Origin of the sequence: Kitasatospora sp. NPDC094019 (assembly GCF_044764505.1) — a bacterium.
Taxonomy (GTDB): domain Bacteria; phylum Actinomycetota; class Actinomycetes; order Streptomycetales; family Streptomycetaceae; genus Kitasatospora.
Genome location: NZ_JBIWIF010000020.1, coordinates 15,438 through 37,704 on the forward strand (window position 1 = coordinate 15,438; position 22,267 = coordinate 37,704).

A 22,267-nucleotide genomic window follows, 5' to 3' on the forward strand; every position below is an offset into this window, starting at 1 on the left:
GTGGCCCACTCCTCGATCGAGGTCAACGAATCGACCGCGCGGTTCTTCACGATCATCACCGGCATGCCCTGGCCGGAGGTGCGTGAGGGGGACCTGCGCGAGGTCCGGGACGCCTACGAGCAGCTGGCCACCGAACTGCCGGAACTGCGGGCGCTGATCGAGAAGGTGGCGATCTCCTGCGCCCGGCAGTTCAAGGGCCAGGCCGCGATCACCTTCGCGTTCCAGATGAACTCGTTCATCGGTCGCTCCAGCACCGGCGCCAAGTCGGGGGAGGACTACGTCACGGCGGCGGCCAAGACCGCCAAGGCGCTGGCGAACTGCGCCGGGGACGTGGCCAACACGGTCGAGTACACCAAGTGGATGGCCATCGCCCAGCTGGTGCAGCTGATGATCGAGATCGCGCTGGCGATCCTCTGGGCGCCGTTCAGCTTCGGTGCCAGCCTGTCCGGACTGGTGCTCAAGAAGCTGCTCACCAAGGCCGCGCTCACGGCCCTGATGAAGTACCTGCTCAAGACCATCGCGATGCACACCTTCTCGGGCATCGTGGGCGGTCTGCTGATGGACGGCGTCATCCAGAACCTCCAGATCGGCCAGGGCAACCGCAAGGAGATCGACAAGGAGCTCCAGAAGCAGGCGGTGCTGTTCGGTGTCATCGGCGGTCTCCTCGGCGGTCCGCTCGACCTGCTCGGCCTGGGCCTGGGCAAGCTGCTGGGGCGCCTGCTCGGCAAGAGCGGCGGCCGGCTGCTCGCGGACCAGCTCAGCGACTACCTGGTCCACGGCGAGCTGAACGGCCTCAAGGGCACGCTGAAGGCCGCCACCGAGGCCGCCGCCAAGGCCGGCGAGAAGGGCCCGCTCGGCGCGATCGGCAAGAAGACCTCGAAGGAACTCGCCGAGGAGGCGCTGAAGAAGTCGGAGGCCAGGGCGTTCGCGCGCGAGCTCGGCAGTCTGTTCGAGGCGTCCGCGGAGCAGTTGCAGGCGGGCTTCGGGAAGACCACCAAGGGCTCGCTCGGCTCGACCTTCGTCAAGGAGATGGAGAAGACCTTCGTCAAGCACCTGGGCGAGCAGCTCGGGAAGAAGGAGGCCGGGAAGCTCGGCCGCGAGCTGGGCGAGGCGTTCGCCGAGAAGTGGGTCGGCAAGTCCCAGCAGACCGTACTGGCCCGGGGTGCGGCCAGCGACGGCCTCAAGGACGCGCTGGGCACCGTCCTCAAGCAGGAGGGCAACGCCGGGAAGGGTCTGACGGCCCATCAGCTCGAAGCGCTGGGCAAGCATCTGCCGGACCTCGCCGACGGCATGAAGGCGCAGGGCAACAAGATGTTCCAGCTCGGCCTGGCGCTCGGCAACTACGTCCAGTCCGGCACCCAGAACGTGCTCAGCGAGGGCTTCTACAACCTCATCTTCGGCGAGAACCACGAGTTCACCGTCACCGCGGGCAGCTTCGTCGGCGGCATGATGACCGCGATGATGGGCCACGTCATGCACCTCGGCTCGGCGCCGCTGATGCACCGCTACGCCGACCTGGTCCAGCGGACCCAGTTCCAGGCGGTGAAGGACGGCGAGGGCAAGTACTTCCCGCTCTACCACCCGATCACCTTCGCCGCGCTCGCCACCATGGCCTCCGGCAAGATCGTGCCGTTCCCGGTGCCCCGGATGGGCCACCCGGACGCCTTCGAGTTCGCCAAGAGCTTCCGGGTCGAGTCGCTGGAGGACGTCGCCAAGGGCCTGTCGCACGCCTCGGGCCTGGACATCAAGACCCCGCCGGCGGACCGCGAGGTGGCCGAGTGGATGCAGGAACTGCTGCCCTACGTCGACTTCCTGGCGGAGGAGCGCGGTGACCACGCGCCGTCCCTGCTGGAGACGCTGACCCGGACCGTCGGCGGCAGCACCGACACCCTGGTGCCGGTCCACGACGAGCCCTCGGCCCGGCCCGAGCCGGGCGGCAAGAAGGGCGGCGAGGAGCAGGCCGGGGAGGAGCACGCCCCCGCGACGCCGGTCAAGGTCCAGTCGGAGGACACCCCGGTCGTTCCGCCCAAGGCGGAGGCCCCCGCCGTCCCGCCGAAGCCGGAGGCCGAGCAGAAGGCGCCCGAGCGCAAGCCCGGCGAGGCGGCGGGCCAGGAGGCGCCGAAGAAGAGCACCCCGGGCCGGCAGCGGCCGGTGCCCCCGGTGTCGACCGAGTCCTCGGGCGACGGGCTGACGGCCCCCCGGAACCGCAACGGCGCCAACGACACCGTCGCCCAGGGCCCCGCCACGACCGCCAACGCCACCGCGAACGCCACGGCCGGCGCCAACGCCGGGGGGCGCCCGACGACCAGCTCCGCGCCCGCCGCCGACCACACCGCGCCGAACCACAGCCCGAACCACGTCCCCGAGCACGAGCCGAAGCCGCCGGTCGCACCGCGCCCGCCGGTCGGCACCGACGAGGCCGGCCGTCACGACGTCCAGGAGCCGACGCCGAGGTCCCCGCGGCAGACCACGAGCCTCGGCTCGCTGCTCCTCGGCGAGGACACCCCCGTCACCCGCGTCACCCGCGACTCCGACCGGTCCGAGGCACCGGCGCAGCCGCCCCGGACCGGGACCGACGACCTCCCGTCCCAGCCCCGGACCTTCGGCGAGGACGAGACCGCCCTGCCCTCGGCGCCGCGCAACGGCAACGGGCCGGACCCCGTCCCCCCGCACGTGCCACCGCTCGCGCCGACGGTCCCGGTGCCGCTCGCCAACTCCCTCACCGAGCTCCGCCCCAACCCGGCCACCCGGCGGGTCGAGCCGCTCGCCTACCTCCGGATCGAGGGCGCGCCCGAGCCGCCGCCGCTGCGCCCGTACGAGGTCCGGCGCGGCCAACTGCTGAACGGCGACCCGGTCACCGAGCTCGTCCTGCGGCTGCACCTCGACCACCGCGGCGTGCCGCAGGACCAGGCCGGGCGGGTCACCGCGCTGCGCGAGCGCGTCGGCCTGGCGGTGAACGCCGCCTACAACGGCGGGCACCGACTGCCCGACGGCAGCCGGCTCCAGGTCCGGGTCGAGTTCGCCGACTCGCCCGCGAACGCCGACCACACCGTGCGGGTACACCGGGACACCGTCCGCCAGGACGAGTCCAACTGGGGCCTGCGGGCCGGCCGGGACGTGATCGGGCATGAGCTGGGACGCGTCCTCGGCCTGACCGACGGCCCGCGCGAACTGCACCGCGCCCCGGGCGCCGACCGCACCGTCGCCGACTGGCCGCGCCGCCTGCGCACCGTCGGCGCCACCGTCGACGACGCCTTCGCCCCCGAGCACACCACTGAGCACACCACCGTCGCGGCCGCGACCCCGCGCCGGATCACCGACCAGGTCCGCGACAGCGCGTTGTACGGCGCCGACGGCGGGAACGGCACCGGCGGCACCCTGCTGCGCCCCTCCGTCGACGAGGCGTTCCCGGGGCGACTGCGCACCAACCCGAACGACACCGTCCGGCTGTCGGCCCCGGTCGGCGGCGGCCCGGCCCGGACCTTCTTCCCGCGGCACTGGACCGTCGACCAGATCACCTACGCCGTCGAGCAGGCGCACCTGGACTCCCGGCGCTTCGGCACCGACGACTCCTCGCCGCTGTGGACCGGCGAGTACGCCGGTGTGACGATCACGGGCACCCAGCGCGACGGCGTGGTCACCGGCTTCCGGCCGCACCACGAGCAGGGCGACGCGCCGCCGCCGCCGTACGCCCCGCACCGCCCCGGCCCGCGCCGCGCGAACGAGTTCGACCTCCCGGAGGGGCTCGGCGACCGGCGGACGCTGCGGCCGCTGCACCACGCCGTCGACCGGGCCACCGGTGACGCGTACGGCGTGCGGACCGAGACGGTGGGGGCGCCGCACCGGAACGGCACCCGCGCGGCCCGCACCTGGTACCTGGACCCGTCGGTGCCGCCGGACTCCCCGCTCGCCGACCTCCCCAGCCGCTGGCACCGCTCCGCGGAGGGTCCGGAGCCGCGGCTCTACCCCGAGCACTGGACCCGGCAGCGGACCGAGGAGACGGTGCCGCCCGCGCTGCTGGACGGCCGGCCCCGCCGCGAGGTGGTGCTGCCGGACGGCCGGACCCGGCACGTCGTCACCGAGGTGGACGGCGTACGGGTCGAGGGCCTGGTCCGGGACGGGCAGGTGCTGGTCCACCGGCCGACCGAGCGGCAGCCGGAGTACACGCCCGGCTTCGTCCGCCGGTGGGACGACGCCCCCGTGCTGGCGCACTCCGAGCCGGTCACCCGGCCGGTCACCGAGGGCGGCCCCGAACTGACCGCCCGGCGGGTGGTGTTCGCCACCGGCCAGGAGGGCATCGAGCTCACCGTCCGGCTGCACCTGACGCCCGGTGAGGGCATGACGGGCCCCGAACTCGCGACGTACCGGCGCCGGTTGCAGGAGGCCGCCGACGACCTGGTCGCGAACGAGGACACCTTCACGCCGGTGGCGCTGCGGCTGGAGTTCACCGACGACCCGGCCGGGGCGTTCACCAGCGTCCCGGTACCGGTCGGCCGGCCCGCCGTCCTGGACCGGCACCTGCGGCCGCTGCTGGCCGCCGTGGACGAGCACGGCCTGGAGACCGCCGCGGCGATCCTGGCCCCGGCGCCGGGGGCCGCCCGGCACGAGTTGCCGCTGCCGGAGCCGGTGGCCGGCACGCTGCGGCCCCCCGGCGCCGAGGACCCGTCCGCGCCGTCGGCCTCCACCGACCGGCTGCGGGCGAACCTGACGGCCGTGCGGGAGGTCTTCACCGACACCGCCTGGGACCGGCCGGTGCTGGGCGTGCCGTCGACCTGGACACCCGCCGACGCCCGCTACGCGGCCTACCGGACCCTGCTCGACGGCCGGCCGGACGAGCAGGGCCGGCTGTGGGGCGAGCACGCGGGCCGGACCGTGGTGGTGCACACCGAGGACGGCCTGATCACCCGCTTCCTGGTCGCCGTCCCGCTGGCCGGGGAGGGGCCGGTGCCGCCGTCCGGCACGCACCGGGTGCTCGCCACCGCGGAGGTCCGGCCGCCCGCCGACGACTTCCGGCGCGGGCTGTCGGCCCGGTCCCTGCAGTCCTTCGAGGCCACCCGGATCGCACGGCCCGACGGGGACACCGAGACGGTGCTGGGGATGCGCGTGCACCTCGGTACCTCGAACCTGTCCGGCCTGGCGCCGGCCGACCGGGAGGCCGGGCTGCAGACCCTGCGCACCCGCACCGCGGCCGGTGTCGACGAGCAGTTCAACCGGGGCCAGCGGCTGCCCAACGGCGACCTGCTGCGGGTCGAGGTGACCTTCGTGGACAGCCCCGGGGAGGCGCACCACACCGTAGAGCTGTATCCGACCCACCCGCGCGCCAACGCGCTCAACTGGGACCTCGGGCTGGACCGGACCACGATCGCCCACGAGCTGGGGCACCTCATGGGCCTGCCGGACGAGTACCGCGAGGCGGCGCGCCGGTCACGGCCGGTGTACCGCGACGGCGCGCTGATGGGTAGCCAGAGCGTCGACCGCCACGGCCGGTTCCTGGTGGACCACGACAACTCCACCGAGCCGGTGGGCATCCACCCCGCGCAGGGGCTTCCGGCGCGCTACCTGCGCGAGCTCGGGAGTGCGGTCGACGAAGCGTTCGGCCCGGCCGGCGAGCCGGTCGCCCCCGGAGCGCCGCCGGCGCGGGCGAACTTCGGCGAGGACGTCGTCAGGACGGTGCTGCACGGCGGCCGGGACGGCGCCGGGGGACACCTGTCCCCGAGGACGGGTCCGGACCCGTCCGGCGTGCGGCAGACCGTGGGGCCGGACCACGCCAACGGGACCTTCCGGATCTCCCGGACCGAGTCGGTGCCGGAGCGGCACCTGGACTCGGGCGGTGACCTGATCGTGGGCGCCGCCAACCGGAACCGGACCAGGACCCGCACGATGTTCCCCCGGCACTGGGGCTCCGACGACGCCGTGTACGCGGCCGAGCAGGCGTACCACAGCGCCCTGCGCACCGGCCGGGTGACCGAGCGGAACGGCACCCACCACTGGACCGGCGAGTACGGCGGGGTGCGGATCGAGGGCGAGGTGGTGCACGGCGAGTTCACCGGGTTCCGGCCCGCCCGAAACCAGGACCGGGTCCCCGTCCCCGCCTTCGAGCCGCCGAACCCCGGTGTCCGGCAGTTCGGCGACCGGGCCGAGGACATCGCCCTGTTCGGCGACCGGGGCACCCTCACCGGCGGCCACCGGCGGCCGTCGCCGGCCCTCGGCCGGGAGCACGGCCTGATCGTGGAGCGGCTGCACGAGCCGCACGACAACGGCACCTACCGGTCCCGGGTCTGGTACCTCGACCCGCGGGTCGGCCCCGACGCGCCGCTGGCCCAGCTGGAGTCGCGCTGGTTCCGCCGCGCCGACGGCGACACCCACGTGATGTACCCGGACGCCTGGTCGGAGTCCGAGATCCTCGACGCCGTGCGCGCGGCCTACGCCGTCCGGCACGACTCCCGGGTCGCGGCCGACGGGACCGAGAGCTGGACGGGTCGGCACAACGGGGTGGTGATCGAGGGCCTCAGCCGTGACGGGGTCCACCTGGTCCACCGCCCGTCGATGGACCAGCCGGTCTCCACGTGGCGGGCGGAGGAGATCGTCCAGCAGTCCGCCCCGCGGCCGGTGGACTTCGGCGGCGGGTTCGGGGCGATCGTCCGCCACGTCCGCTTCGCCGACGGCGGGACCGGCCTGGGGCTGATCACCCCGATCCGGGTGCACTTCGGCGAGGACATGTCGCCCCGGGACCGGGCCGAGTACCGGGCGGCCTTCCAGCAGCGGGTCGACCGGGAGCTCGGGAACCTGCGCGACGCGGACGGCGCGCTGGTCCGGGTGGTGGTCGACCTCGTCGAGAGCGACCACCCGCGCGCGCCCCTCGTCAGCCGCACCAGCATGCCGGGCCCGCGCACCCTGCTGCCCGGGTTCGTCGGGGAGCACGCCCCCCGGGCGCAGATCGTCGAGCACGCGCGCCGGACGGCGCCGGCCGAGGGCTGGACGGCCACCGACCGGCCCACCGCGCCGCCGTTGCGCGAGCCGGGCACGCCGGGCACGGACGAGCGGCCCGCGACGGTCAGCCGGTCCGCGACGCTCGATCCCGGCCTGGAGCGCGGCTTCGCGCTCGCCGACGGCTGGACCGCCGGGGACTCGCGCCTGCCGTCCGTGTGGTCGCGCGAGGACGGCCTCGCGTTCCTCGCGGACGCGCGCCGTCACGGCGTCCCGTTCGTCGCCGACGGGCCGCAGCCCCCGGTGCCGCCCGGCCGCACCGTGCGGCTGGTGGAGCACCTGGGCGTGCGGCTGCGGCTGGAGCACGACGCGCACGGCCGGATCGCCGTCGCAGAGGTGCTGGGCGAGATGCACTACCCGCCGCAGTTCCGCCGCCCGGCGGAGGTCGTCGCCCCGTTGCCGAACGCGCCGCGGAGCTTCGGCGCGGACGGGCAGGGCGAGCTGCCGGCGCCCGGGCATCCGTTCGACGACAGTGCCCCGACCAACGACACGGTCCTGACGAACGACGCGGTCCTGAGCAACGACGCGGTCCTGACGAACGACACCGGTCCGTCGAACGACAGCGCCCTGACCAACGACGACGCGCCGCAGGTCCCGGCCTCCGCCTGGCAGTTCGCGGGCCCGGACGGCGCGACGGAGGATCCGGTCCGCCCGCCCAGCGCCTCGGGCGAGCTGCGGCAGACCGTGCTGTCCAACGGCACGGTGCGGGTCTTCACCGGGCTGCGGTCCGCCGGCATCGAGCCGGGCGCGCCGATCGAGGACTTCCCCTCGCGCTGGCACCGCCCGCTCCAGGACGCCGGCACGGTGTACTACCCGACCTCCTGGACCGCCGCCGACGTGGCCGCCCACGTGGACGCGGCGGTGCGCACCGCGCCCGTGCAGAACCGGCTTCCCGACGGCTCCATCCAGGTGGTCGGCCATTCGGACGGCGTCTGGATCGAGGCCGTGTTCCACCCGGACGGCAACCTGCGGTCCCACCGCCCGTACCCGTGGCAGACGGACGCCCAGCACACCGAGGGCGTCGAGGTCCAGGTGCCCGAGCTCGGTCACGTCCGGACCCGCCGGGACCGGATGATCGACGGGACGGAGGTCCTGCGGGTCACCGCCCGGGTCCGGCTGGTCGGCGACGAGCAGAGCGGACCGGCCGAGCTCTGGCAGGCCCGGACGGCCCTGGAGGACGACGTCGCCGGCTATCTGGCCGGCCACCAGGACTTCAGCGACACCCGGCTCGACTTCCGGCTGGAGTTCACGACCGACCAGGACGCCACCGAAGTGCGGATCGGCCCCGGCGCCGACCTCACCGTCCGGGGCGCGCTGCCCCTGCTGCGCGCGGCGGCGGGCCGGCACGACCTGGCCATGGTCCTGGAGATGACGCCCCATCAGGCGCCGGAGGCGCCGTGGACGGTGTCGGGCGCGTCGCTGGTCGACGTGCCGCGGCAGCACTTCGCCGACGCGGCGTGGGAGCACCCGACGGCGGGCCGCAACCTGCCGCGCGAGTGGACCGCGGAAGAAGCCCGCTACGCCGCGCACCGGATCCGGTCCACCGCGCAGTCCGTCGAGGCCGGCCCGGTGCCGCCCGGCGGCATGGACCGGCCGGTGCTGCACCACGGCGAGTTCGCCGGGGTGCGGCTCACCGTACGGGTGCAGGACGGCCGGATCACCGACTTCTGGGGCGAGCCGGACCAGCGGGTGCCGCACCAGCTGGCCACGCCGGCGCCCGAACAGCGCCGGCTGCTCGGGACCCGTGAGGTGGTTCCCCCGGCGGATGCCTTCGACCGCGGCCTGGAGTCGCGGCGGAACCAGGGCTTCGAGGTGAGCCGGAACCGGCTGCCCGACGGCGACACCGAGGCCGTGATCACCGTCCGGGTGCGCCTGGACACCGGGGACCTGCCCCTGGTGGAGCTGCGTACCGTCGAGCGGTTCGAGCAACTGCTCGACCGGGCCCGGGCCGCGGTGGCGGCGACCTACGACGTCGGTCAGCGGTTGCCCAACGGTGACCGGCTGCGGGCGCGGATCGAATTCGTCGGCGACCCCGGCGCCGCGCACCACACCGTGAGGATCAACTCGATCCAGGACCGGGCGAACCACCGTACCTGGGGCCTGGACACCACGGGCGACGTCATCGCCCACGAGGTCGGCCACCTGTTCGGCCTGCCCGACGAGTACCGCGAGGCGTCGAAGGGCAGTCGTCCGGTCTACCTCGACAGTGGGCTGATGGCGTCCCGGCACGTGGACGACCACGGCGTTAGCGCGGTCGACCAGGACCACTGGTCCCGGGGCTCCTATGCCCGCGACCCGCACCAGGTCCTGCCCGCGCGCAACCTGCGGCAGCTGGGCGCCGTGATCGACCTCGCCTTCGGCGCCGACCGCGGACCGGTCGCGGACGGCGTCCACCCGCCGCGGCCGCAGGTGAACGAGGACGCCCGCCGCACCGCGCTGTTCGGCGACCGGCAGGGCGGCGGCGGCCACCTGTTCCCGCCGCCGGGCTCCGACCGGCCGCGGCCGGAGCGGCTCGCGGAGCCGGAGCACCGCAACGGCACCTTCCGGGTGCGCGGCGGCCCGGCCGGTGATGTGACGACGGAACACCACCGGCTGGCCGGCGACCTGGCGGTCCGGCCCCGGGACTTCCGCACGATGTTCCCGGAGCACTGGACCTCCGACGACGCGGTGTACGCGGCGGAGCAGGCGTACCAGCACGCGCTGCGCAGGGGCGACGGGGCGTTCACCGCTTCCGGCACCCGCGGCTGGACGTTCACCGGCGAGTACGGCGGCGTGCGGATCGAGGGCCGGGTCGAGGTCCGGTCCGAGCTCCGGCCGCCGAACCCGGCCGAGAACCGGCGCGGCGGCCTGTTCGACGTGGCGGAGATCGTCTCCTTCCGCCCGGCCGACGACCAGAGCGGTCTGGGCGCGGCCTCCCACCTGCCGTGGCGCCCGGCCGACGGGCCCTTCGGCCGGCGGGTCGAGGATCTGGTGCGCTACGGCGACCGGCACACCCTCACCGGCCTGCACCACGAGCCGGTGGAGCGGGCCCGGGCGGCGCACGGGATCGACGTCGGGGAACCCCTGCACACCAACCCCAACGGGACCTACCGCGCCCCGGTCTGGTTCCTCGACCCCGTCGCCGCTCCCGGGTCGCGGCTGGCGGAGTTCGACTCCCGCTGGCACCGGCGCGAGGACTCCCCGGCCAACATGTTCTACCCCCGGGACTGGGACGGGCTGCGGGTCATGGACGCCGTCGACACCGCCCACCGGCGCGCGACCGAGCGGCGCACCGTGAACGGCGCCGTGCACTGGACCGGCGAGGCCGACGGCGTCCGGATCGAGGGCATCACCCGGGACGGGCGGCACCTGGTCCACCGCCCGGCGGACGACCAGCCCGGCGCGCCGGCGGCGGCCGGGCAGCGCTCCCACCCGCTCACCGAACCGGCGCCGCCCGGCACCGGCGAGCGTCCGGCGACCGTCGCCCGGCCGTTCACGGACCCGGTGACGGCCGACGTGGTCAGCCCGGATCTGCGGCCCGACGCGGGCCGGGGCCTGCCGCCGCAGTGGACGCGGGAGGAGATGATCCGCGCGGCCGCCCGCGGCGAGCAGATCGGATCCGAGCGGCGGGACGGGGACGTGCTGCGGCAGCAGGTGCGCTTCGGCGACGTGCTGATCACCGTGGTGCGGGACTGGGACAGCTACCGGATCGTCGACTTCCACGCCGCGGACGGGCACACCCCGCCGCCCCAGGGCTCCCGACCGTTGCCCGAGCGCGGCTCCGGGCGGCTGCCCACCATCGACGGCGAGGGTCCGCTGCTGCACGCGCCGGGACCCGGTGACGCCGGCGTCCCGGTGCTGCCGCAGGCGTTCCCGGGCTCGGACGCGCCCGCGCCGCCGTCGGCCGCCGCCGCGGTCGGGACCGTCCCGCCGCCGTCCCGGACCAACCCCTGGCACCCGACCGCGACGGACGGCACGGTGCAGGACGGTCCGCGCCGCCCGCCCGTCCTCCAGGACGGCGAGCGGCAGGAGACCCTGCCCAACGGCACCGTCCGCGTGTTCCGGGCGCAGCTGGACCCCGCGGTCGGGGCGGGCGCGCCGGTGGCGGCCTTCCCCTCGCGCTGGAGCCGCTCGCTGCTCGACCCCGGCACCGTGTACTACCCGAAGTCCTGGACCGCCGCGGACCTCGGCGGGCGGGTGACCGAGGCGCTCGGGAACACGCGGTTCACCCGGGTGGAGAACGGCGTCACCTTCCGGCTCGGCCACGTGGACGGCGTCTGGATCGAGGGCATGTACCTCGCCGACGGCAGCTTCATGGGCCACCGGCCGTCCCCCCACCAGTCGTCCCGGGACCCGAGGTACGACCTCGGCCCGGCGCAGCTGCTCGGCCGCGGCGAGGAGGTGGAGCTGGCCGGCTTCGGGCCGGTGTCGGTCCGCCGCGACCTCATGTCCGACGGCTCCGAGGCCGTCCACCTGATCGCCCGGGTCCGGGTCGTCGGCACCGAGGGCGTCGCCCAGCCCGACGTCCTGCGCGCCCAGATGGCGCTGCACCGCGCCGCCGGCCAGTTGCTGGCCGGGCACCGGGACGGCAGCACCCGGATCGAGCTCGGGCTGCGGTTCACCCGGGACGCCGACGCCACCGAGGTCCGCTTCGTCCCCGGCACGGGCCTCGACCTCCGGCAGGCCCTGCCCCGGCTGCACGAGGCGGCGACGGGGGCCGGACCGGCCTCGGTCCTGGCCGCCGCGCGGGAGCAGGCGCCGCCGCCCCCGCACACCGTGTCCGGCGAGACGATGCTGGACGGCGCGCGGCAGCTCTTCGACCCGGCCGTGTGGAACCGCCCGACCGAGGGCCGCGGCCTGCCGCGCGAGTGGACCGCCGACGAGGCCCGCCACGCCGCGAGCGTGGTCGCGCGCTCCGCGTTCCGGGCCCCGGTCGGCCCGGTGCCGCCCGGCGGCACCACCGCGCCCACGGTGCGCCACGGCGAGTTCGCCGGTGTGCGGCTGACGGTGCGGGTGGAGAACGGCCGCATCACCGACTTCTGGGCCCAGCCGGACCAGCGGGTCCCGGACCAGCTGGCCTCGCCCACGGCCGAGCGACGGCGACGGCTGGGGACCCGTGAGATCGTCCCGCCGGCGGACCTCTTCGAGCGCTCGCTGGAGGAGCGGCGGCTCCAGCGGTTCTCGGTGAGCCGTTTCAGGCTCGGCGATGGTGACACCGAGTCACTGGTGACCGTCAAGGTGTATCTGGACACCAATGACCTGGACATGACCAAGAGGGCCACCAAGGACGGCCTCAAGGAGCTGACCAGGAACGCCCGCACCCGGATGGCCGAGATCTACGACCTCGGCCAGCGACTGCCCGGCGGCGACCGGCTGCGGGTGCGGATGGAGTTCGTGAAGTCCCCCGCCGACGCGCACCACACCGTGTTCGTCCACCCGACCCAGCCCCGGCCGAACGCCTTCAACTGGGGCCTGGACACCCCGGCCAAGGCCGTCGTCCACGAGGTCGGCCACCTGCTCGGGCTGCCGGACGAGTACCGCGAACTCTCCCGCCCCGGCCGGGTCCGCCCCGTCCACGACGACGGCGGGATGATGGGCGCCACCACCCGCGACCTCCGCGGCCGGACCCTGATCGACACGGACAACCCGTACGGTCGCCCCAACGTCGAGGACCCGCGCCCCGTGCTGAAGGCGCGCAACCTGCGGCAGCTCGGCGACGTGATCGACTCCGCCTTCGGCACCGACCGCGGACCGGGCCGGGACGCCACCCGCCCGCCGCGGCCGCACGTGAACGAGGACGCGCTGCGCACCGCGCTGTACGGCGACCGGCGCGACGGCGGCCACCTGTTCCCGCCGCCCGGTTCCGACCGGCCGCGGCCGGAGCGGGTCCCGGGGTCGGAGAACCGCAACGGCACCTTCCGGGTGTTCGACGCCCCGGCCACCCCGGCGACGACGGGCTCCGGAACGACCAGCCACCACCTCGGCGGCGACCTCGCGACCGCCCCCGCTCCCGTTCCCCGGGCCGGCGACCGCCACCGCACCATGTTCCCGGAGCACTGGTCCTCCGACGACGCGGCGTACGCGGCGGAGCAGGCGTACCAGCACGCGCTGCGCCGCGGCCCGGAGGCGTTCACCGAGATCGCGCCCGGCGTCCGGACGTTCACCGGCGAGTACGGCGGCGTCCGGATCGAGGGCCGGGTCGAGAACCGGACCGAGGTCCGGACGCCGAACCCGGACGAGAACCGGCCCGGCGGCCGGGTCGAGGTGGTGGAGATCACCTCCTTCCGCCCCTCCGACGACCAGGGCGGCCTCGGCGCCGCCCCGCACCTGCCGTGGCACCCGTTCCCGGACGGGTTCGGGCAGCGGGTCCTGGACCAGGTGCGCTACGGCGACCGGCAGACCCTCACCGGCTTCCACCACCAGCCGGTCCTGGCGGCCACCCCGGAGGGCGGGTTCTCCAACGTGGAGGTGGCCGGCCACCGACGGGGCGTCAGGATGGGCGCCCGCTCCTTCAACTCCAACCCCAACGGGACCTACCGGGCCACCGCCTGGTTCCTCGACCCCTTCGTCGCCCCCCGGGCGCACCTCGCGCAGTTCCCCTCCCGCTGGTTCCGGCACGCGGACCACCCGGGGCGGATGTTCTACCCCGCGAGCTGGCGCTCCGGCCACGTCCTCGACGCCGTCCAGGAGGCATACCAGTACCGGGAGCGGTTCCTGGACCGCGTCGTCGACGGTGCCGTCCACTGGACCGGCACCGCCGACGGCGTCCGGATCGAGGGCATCACCCGCGACGGGCGGCACGTGGCCCACCGCCCGGCGGACGACCAGCCCGACGCCCGGGTGCGGGGCAGGTCCGCCCCGCTCACCGAACCCGCGGCGCCCGGCACCGGCCGTCGCCCGGCCGTCGTCGCCGACCTGGACGGGATCGCGGTGCCCACCGGCGAGGTCGGCGTGCTGCGGCCTTCCGCCGGCCGGGGCCTGCCCGAGGAGTGGACGGCGGGGGAGCGGCTCTACGCCGCCTACGCGGGCCGGCACCTGACGGCCGCGACCCCGCTCGCCGACGGCGGCACCGAGGTCCGGGTGCGGTTCGCCGGTGTCGAGATCACGGTCGTGCGGGACGCCGGCCGCCGGATCGTCGACTTCGCGGTCGCCGACGGCCACACCCCGCCGCCCCAGCGGGCCGTGCCGATCCCCGAGCGCGGCACCCGGCAGCCGCTCCAGCGGCCCGTCGAGGCCGAGCCGCTGCCGCACTTCCCCGGCTCGGACGAGGGCTCCGAGCACGACCTCGGTTCGCCGGGCGGCCACCGCCGCTCCGACGAGGACTCGGACATGGAGCTGTACCCGGACACGGACGAGGAGGAGACCTCCTCCCGGGCCGACACCCTGGACCTGATCTCCGACGACGAGGACATGGACTGGGAGGGCGGCTCCGCCTCCACCGGCCGCCGCTCCGAGGACCTCGACGCGGACCTGCTGATGGACCTCGACGAGGTGCCCGTGGCGCGGCCCGTCCGGCCGGCCCACGAGGCGCCGGCCCCGGACCTCGGGTTCGCCGCCGTGCTCGACCCGGTCGAGGTCACCGCGTCCGCCGACCCGGCCCTGCACAACAGCGTCTCCACCCGGCTGCGCCGCTTCCAGGCCGCCCGCGGCTTCCTGCTGGACGGCTCGCTCGCGGTCGAGGTCGTGGTGCGGGTCCGCCTGGACACCTCGGGCCTGCCGACCGACCGGGACCACACCGCGGACCTGGCGGACCTGCGCGACCGGGCCCGGCGCGCCGTCGACGAGTACTACAACACCGGCCACCGGCTGCCCGAGGGCGAAGTCCTGGTGGTGCGGCTGGAGTTCACCGACGACCCCGACGCGGCGCACCACCTGGTCCGGGTCGAGGACGGGGACGTCCGCGAGCACAGCGACCTCTGGGGTCTGCACTCGGACAGCACCGTCCTCGGCCACGAGTTCGGCCACCTGCTCGGCCTGCCCGACGAGTACCGCGAGCGGCGCGTCTACGAGGAGTCGGTCGACGAGGACGGCAACCCCGTGGTCGTCTCCCTGGAGGTCCGCCCCCGGGCGGTGTACACCGACGCCGGGCTGATGGCCGGCACCGTCGCCGCCGAGGGCCGCCCCCGCGTCGACATGGACGCCGCCGTCGGCCAGGACGACACCCCGATGCGCTTCACGCTCCAGCCGCGCAACCTGCGGGAGCTGGGCGCGGAGATCGAGCAGGCGCTCGGTCCCGTGCGGGCCGAGCCGAGCGCGCACGGCCTGCCGGGCCGGGCGTCGTTCGACCTGGACGCCCGGCAGTCCTCGTTGTTCGGTGGGACGCGGAACCCGGGTGGGCACCTGTTGCCGCCGGCCGGCTCGGACCGGCCGGCGCCGGAGCGGGTGGTGCGGGTGGAGCGCAACGGCGTCGTGGTCGCCGACTTCCCCTCCGACGCGCCGCTGCCGCTGCGGCGGCGGGCGTCCACCGTCTCCTCCGCCGGCGACCTGGCCGGCGCGGACAACCTGCTGGGTGTCGAGCCGACGCACCGCCGGATGTTCCCGCGCAACTGGACCGGCGAGGACGCGGTGTACGCGGCCGAGCAGGCGTACCTGCACGCGCTGGACACCGGTCAGGTGGTCCCGCTCGGCGGCTCGCGCCGTCGCTGGACCGGCGAGTACGCCGGGATACGGATCGAGGGCGAGGTCCGCGGCGACCAATTCCTGTCCTTCCGGCCCGCCGACACCCAGCCCGACATCGACCCGCCCCTGAACGCCCCGCACCGGCTCGGCCCCGACGACCCCGCCCACGGGTTCGGCACCTTCGGCCAGCGTGCCGAGGACATCGCCCGCTACGGCGACCGGCAGCACCTCACCGGCGTCCACCACGAACTCGACCCGGCGCACGTCGCCGACCCGGCCAACACCCTCCGGGCGCACGGCGTCCGGATCGTCGAGACCAGCCCGCCGATCCACAACGGCACCTACCGGGCCAGGGTCGCCTTCCTCGACCCGGCCGTGGCGCCCACCTCCCCGCTCGCCGAGTTCCCGACCCGCTGGCAGTTCCGCGGCAACGCCGACGGCGGCAGCGCGCGCACCATGTACCCGCGGGACTGGCGGTCCGAGGAGCTGCTGCGCCGCGTCGACGAGGCGCACGACGGCGTCCCGGCCGAACAACGGGTGTACCTGGACGACGGCCGCACCTACTTCTGGACCGGCGAGGCCGACGGCGTCCGGATCGAGGGACTCTCCCGCGACGGCGCCCACCTGGCCCACCGCCCGACCGACTCCCAGCCGATGACCGGCTGGGACGAGCGGCGGGTGCTGCGCGTCTCCCCGGACACCGGGACCTCGATCGGCGGGCGCCCGTTCTCCGCCTCCCGGGTGCTGTTCGACTCCGGGCAGGAGGGCCTGCGGATCACCGTGCCCGTGCGCACCCTGGTCGAGGGCCCGGTGACGCCCGAACGGCTGGCGTTCACCCAGGACATCGTCCAGCAGCGGGTGAACGACTACGTCCGGGACCGGACGCTGGAGACGGCGGGCCCGGACGGGGTACCGCCGAGGCTGGTCGCCGTCCTCCTCGACTTCACCCCCGGACGTCCGGACGTCTTCTCCGACGTGCTGGTGCGACCCGACGCGGTCTCGGAGGTGTCGGCGGTCCTCGGGCCGCTCGCCGTCCAGGGCCAGGACCACGTGTTCAACGCGGTCGCCGCCGCCGTGAGCGACTTCACCACCCCGGTCGCGGACCTGGTCGCCGAGCACGGCGCCCCCCGTGTCCCCGCCGACCTGCGCGCACCCGGCCCGCTGCGGCCCGGCGAGCACCGGCCCGCCGGGATGGCCGGCTGGGACCAGTCGACCGTGACCCAACTGCGCCACCTGGACGCGCGGTTCAGCCCGGAAGCGCTGGCCGCCGACCCGCGCGCCCTGCCCGTCACGCACAGCCTGCCCCGGGAGTGGACGGCCCTCGACGCCCGATGGGCCGCCGTCCGGATCCTCGACGAGCACGGCGCCGCTTACGGCCCGACCGTGACCGGCGTCGTCCACGGCTCCTACGGCGACGTCCACCTCACCGTCCACGTCCAGGACGGACAGGTCGTCCTGGTCGCCGGTGCCGGTGACCAGCGGGACCTCCCGCAGCTGCACGTCCGGCCGCTGGAGGGGAACGCCGAGCCCGAGCCGGCCCCCACGCTCACCCCCGCCGGGCAGCGGGCGGCCGCCTCCGCCTGGCAGTCGGCCGACCTCGACGGCACCGTCACCGGGACCCCGCGCCGCCCGCCCGTGGCCACCCCCGGCCAGATGCGGGTGACCCTGCCCAACGGCGCCGTCCGGGTCTTCGACGCCCACCTGGACCCGGCGGTCGCCCACGGAGCCCCGGCCGCGCAGTTCCCCTCCCGCTGGCACCGCTCCGCGCTCGACCCCGGGACGGTGTACTACCCGGGGCACTGGAGCGAGGCGCAGCTGACCGCGCACGTCACCGCCGCGCTCGACCACCCGCTCCGCACCCGCGACGAGGCCGACGGCTCCCGGGTCGTGCTCGGCCGGGCGGACGGGGTGTGGATCGAGGGCCGGTTCGGACCGGACGGCGACCTCTACTACCACCGCCCGGCCCCGCACCAGACCTTCGACAACCCCGACTACCAGGGCGCCGCCTCGACGACGGCCCACCGGGGCACCGAGGTCCGGCCGACCGGCCTCGGGCCGGTCCGGGTCCGCCGCGACCTCATGTTCGACGGCTCCGAGGTGGTCCGGGTCACCGCCCGGGTCCGGCTGGTGGGCGGCGAACACACCACCCCCGCCGAGCTGCGGCAGGCCGAGGCGACCCTGCGGCAGGCCGCCGCCGGGTACCTGGAGGGCCACCAGCGCGCCGCCGCCACCCCGTTGGACCTCCGGCTGGAGTTCACCGGCGACCCCGACGCCACCCCGGTCCGGCTCGTCCCGGGCCAGGAGCCCACGATCGAGCAGGCCCTGCCGAGGCTGCACCGGGCGGCCGGGACGGACCGGCTGGCCGAGGTGCTGGCCTCCGAGCGGCAGCCGCAGGCCCCGGCGGCCCCGCGCACCGTCTCCGGCGAGACGATGCTCGACGGCTGGCGGCGGTCCTTCACGGCCTCCGCGTGGGACCGCCCGACCGAGGGCCGCAACCTGCCCCGCGAGTGGACCGCCGACGAGGCCCGCTACGCCGCCGGCGCGGTCGCCGGCTCGCGCTCGGCGCACCGGCTCGCGGCCGGCCCCGTGCCGCCCGGCGCGACCACGGCGCCAGAACTGGTCCACGGCATGTTCGGCGGGGTACGGCTGACCGTGCGGATGGAGGACGGCCGGATCACGGACTTCTGGGGCCAGCCGGACCAGCGGACGCCGAACCAGCTGACCCGGCCCGGCCCGGAGCACATCCAGGTGCTCGGCACCCGCGAGGTGCACCCGCCGACGGACCGGCTCGAACTGGCCATGGAGGACCGGGACCTGCAGCGGTTCACGGTGAGCCGGATCCGGTTCGCCGACGGCGACACCGAGGCGCTCGTCACCGTCCGGGTGCACCTGGACACCAGGGCGCTGGACCTGGCCGACCCCGCCACCGTGCGGGGCCTCGACGAGCTGGCCGCCCGGGCCCGCATCGGGATGGCCGCCACCTACGGCGGTTCCCAGCGGCTGCCCGGCGGCGACCGGCTGCGGGTCCGGGTCGAGTTCGTCGGCGACCCCGGCGCCGCGCACCACACTGTGGCCGTCCACCCGGTTCAGGACCGGGCCGACCTGCGCAACTGGAGTCTCGACGTCCGGCCCGAGGTCATCGCCCACGAGCTGGGCCACGCGCTCGGGCTGGCGGACGAGTACCGCGAGGGCTCCGACGACGGCCGGCTCCGGGCGGTCCACGACGACAGCGGCCTGATGAGCTCCACCTGGATCGACCGTTTCCACCGGCCCATGGTCGACGCCGACAACCACCCCGACCCCCAGGGCCACCGTGACCCGAGGCCGGTCCTGAAGGCCCGCAACCTGCGTCAGCTCGGCGCCGTGATCGACCTCGCCTTCGGCGCCGAGCGCGGACCGCTCCCGGACGGCGTCCACCCGCCCCGGCCCCGGGTGAACGAGGACGCCCGGCGCGCCGCGCTGTACGGAGACCTGGAGGGCCGGCGGCTGTCCAGCGGCGGCCGCGACGGCGGCGGGCACCTGTTCCCGCCGCCCGGCTCCGACCGGCCGCGGCCGGCCCGGATTCCGGGTTCCGAGAACCGCAACGGCACCTTCCGGGTCTTCACCGGCCCGGAGGACGGCCCCACCACCGGCCACCACCGGCTGGCCGGCGACCTCGCCGGCGGCGACCGCGGCACCGGCCCGGCCGGCCGCGACCGGGGTCGCACGATGTTCCCCGAGCACTGGAGCGGCGACGACGCGGTGTACGCGGCCGAGCAGGCGTACCAGCACGCGCTGCGCCGCGGCGGCGACGCGCTCACCGAACTCGGCCCGGTCTCCTGGGCGTTCACCGGTGAGTACGGCGGCGTGCGGGTCGAGGGCCGGGTCGACCTCCGGACCGAGCAGCGGCCCGGCGGGCCGGTCGTGACGGCGGAGCTCACCTCCTTCCGCCCGTCCGACGACCAGAGCGGCCTCGGCGCCGCCGCGCACCTGCCCTGGCACCCCTTCCCGGACGGCTTCGGCCAGCGGGTCGAGGACCTGGTGCGCTACGGCGACCGGCACACCATGACCGGCGTACACCACCAGCCGCCGGAGCCGCCCGGGCACCTGCCCGGCGAGCCGTCCGCCGTCGAGCTGGCCGGCCAGCGCCGGGGCGTCCGGATCGGGCCCCCCTTCGCCGGCCACCCCAACGGCACCTACCGCGCCGCCGTGTGGTTCCTCGACCCCGTGGCCTCGCCGTCCTCCTACATGACGGACTTCCCGTCCCGCTGGCACCTGCGCGCCGACCACCCGACCAACACCTTCTACCCGAGGGACTGGACGGTCACCCGGGTCCTGGAGGCGGTCCGGACGGCGTACGAGAACCGGACCGACACCCGCCTCGTGAACGGCGCCCAGCACTGGACCGGCGAGGCCGACGGCGTCCGGATCGAGGGCATCACCCGGGACGGGCGGCACCTGGTCCACCGCCCGGCGGACGAGCAGCCCGGCGTCGTCCTGCGGCCGGACGCGTACCGCTCCGCCCCGCTCACCGAGCCCGGCGCGCCCGGGACCGGCCGCCGCCCGGCCACCACCCCCTCGACGGCACCCGACGCGGTGCCCGCCGACCGGGTCTCCCCGAACCTCAGCGCCGACGCCGGCCGGGGCCTGCCCCGGGAGTGGACGGCCGCGGAGCGCCTCTACGCGGCCCACCACGGGCGGCCGATCGCGATCGAGGAGCTCGTGGGGGACGGGTTCCGCGGCCGGGTGCGGTTCGCCGGGGTCGAGATCACGGTGTTCCGGGACGCGGACCACCGGATCGTCGACTTCACGGTCGCGGACGGCCACACCCCGCCGCGCCAGACCTCCCCGGCGGTGCCCGAGCGCGGTACCGGCCGGCCGGCGGCCCCGGGCGAGGTGGCGTCGGCATCGGCGCCGCGCGCGCCGTACGTCGCGGGTTCGGACGGGGGCTCCCGGCCCACGACCCCGGGCCGCGACGACAACTCCCTGCCCCGGACGCCCGGTCACGACGAGGGTTCCGTGCCCTCCACACCGGGTGAGGACGCGTTCGTCCTGCCCACGACGCCGGGCGGCGACGAGTCCACCTGGCCCGTCACCCCGGGCCGGGACGACGACATGGACATGGACGTCGACCTGTACCGGGACTCCGACGAGGACATGGACGCCTACACGGACTCCACCCTCGACTACCTGTCCTCCGACGACGACGACATGAACTCCGTGCACGGCTCCGACTCCGGCCGCTCCGTCGACATGGACTCGCTCCGGGACACCGACAGCGAGACCGACAGCAGCACCGACGGCGACGATTTCCGGGTCCGCCCCGCGCACGAGGCACCGGCGCCGGACCTGCGGATCGCCCAGGTCCTCCGGACGGAGCAGGTCACCGCGCCGGCCGACCGGACTCTGCACCCCAGCACGGCCACCCGGCTGCGCGGCTTCCAGGCCGGCCGGGCCGTCCTGGTGGACGGCTCGCCGGCGATCGAGGCCGTGGTGCGGGTCCGCCTCGACACCTCGGGGCTGCCGACCGGCCGGGACCACACCGCGGACCTGGCGGACCTGCGCGACCGGGCCCGGCGCGCCGTCGACGAGTACTACAACACCGGCCACCGGCTGCCCGGCGGCGAAACCCTCGTGCTACGGCTGGAGTTCACCGACGACCCCGACGCGGCGCACCACGAGGTCGAGGTCCGGGCCCCGGAGCGGGGGAGGCCCATCCGCGAGCACTCCGGCCTCTGGGGCCTGGACACCGACCGGACCGTCCTCGCCCACGAGCTGGGCCACCTGCTCGGCCTGCCCGACGAGTACCGGGAACGGCGGGTCCACCAGGACACCGTCGACGAGGACGGCAACGCCACCTTCACCCACGCGATCCCGCCCCGGCCCTCGTACAACGACGGCGGGCTGATGGGCGGCACCCACGCCGGCCACAACCGGGTCCGCTTCGACCAGGACGCCGGGATCAGCACCGACAACACCGACATCCGGTTCGCCCTCCAGCCGCGCAACCTGCGCGAGCTGGGGGCGGCGGTCGACCGGGCGCTCGGCGCCGCGCCGCTGCCCGCCCCCGGCCGGGCGGTCGCGGACGCGCACGGCCTGCCGGGCCGGGCGTCGTTCGGCCTGGACGCCCGGCAGACCTCGCTGTTCGGCGGGACGCGGAACCCGGGCGGGCACCTGCTGCCGCCGGCCGGCTCGGACCGGCCGGCGCCGGAACGGGTGGTGCGGGTGGAGCGCAACGGCGTCGTCGTCGCCGACTTCCCCGCGGACGCCGCGGTGCCGCCGCCGAGGCGGCGGGCGTCCACGGTGACCGCCGCCGGGGACCTGCTGACCGGCACCGCCGGACGGACGGCCGACGCCGCCCCGACACACCGCCGGATGTTCCCGCGCAACTGGACCGGCGAGGACGCGGTGTACGCGGCCGAGCAGGCGTACCTGCACGCGCTCGGCACCGGCCAGGTGGTCCCACTCGGCGGCGCCCGCCGCCTCTGGACCGGCGAGTACGCCGGGGTGCGGATCGAGGGCGAGGTCCGCGGCGACCGGTTCCTGTCCTTCCGGCCCGCCGACACCCAGCCCGACACCGACCCGCCCCTGAACGCCCCGCACCGGCCCGACCCGCTGGACCTCACCGACCACGACCCGAACCGGAGCGCGAACCCGGCCCAGGGCTTCGGCGCCTTCGGCCAGCGCGCCGAGGACCTCGTCC

1 protein-coding gene (running past one end of the window) is annotated in these 22,267 nt (G+C 75.8%); it reads left to right on the plus strand.

Translation table 11 applies throughout. The annotated features are described in order from the left end of the window. A protein-coding gene (locus tag ACIQ9P_RS32540; RefSeq protein ID WP_402364351.1) for an EndoU domain-containing protein crosses the window boundary here: on the plus strand, window positions 1-22,267 show its 5' portion. The gene runs 12,173 nt beyond the window's last position; only the first 22,267 of its 34,440 coding nucleotides appear in the window; the start codon lies at window positions 1-3; its stop codon lies beyond the right edge, outside the window.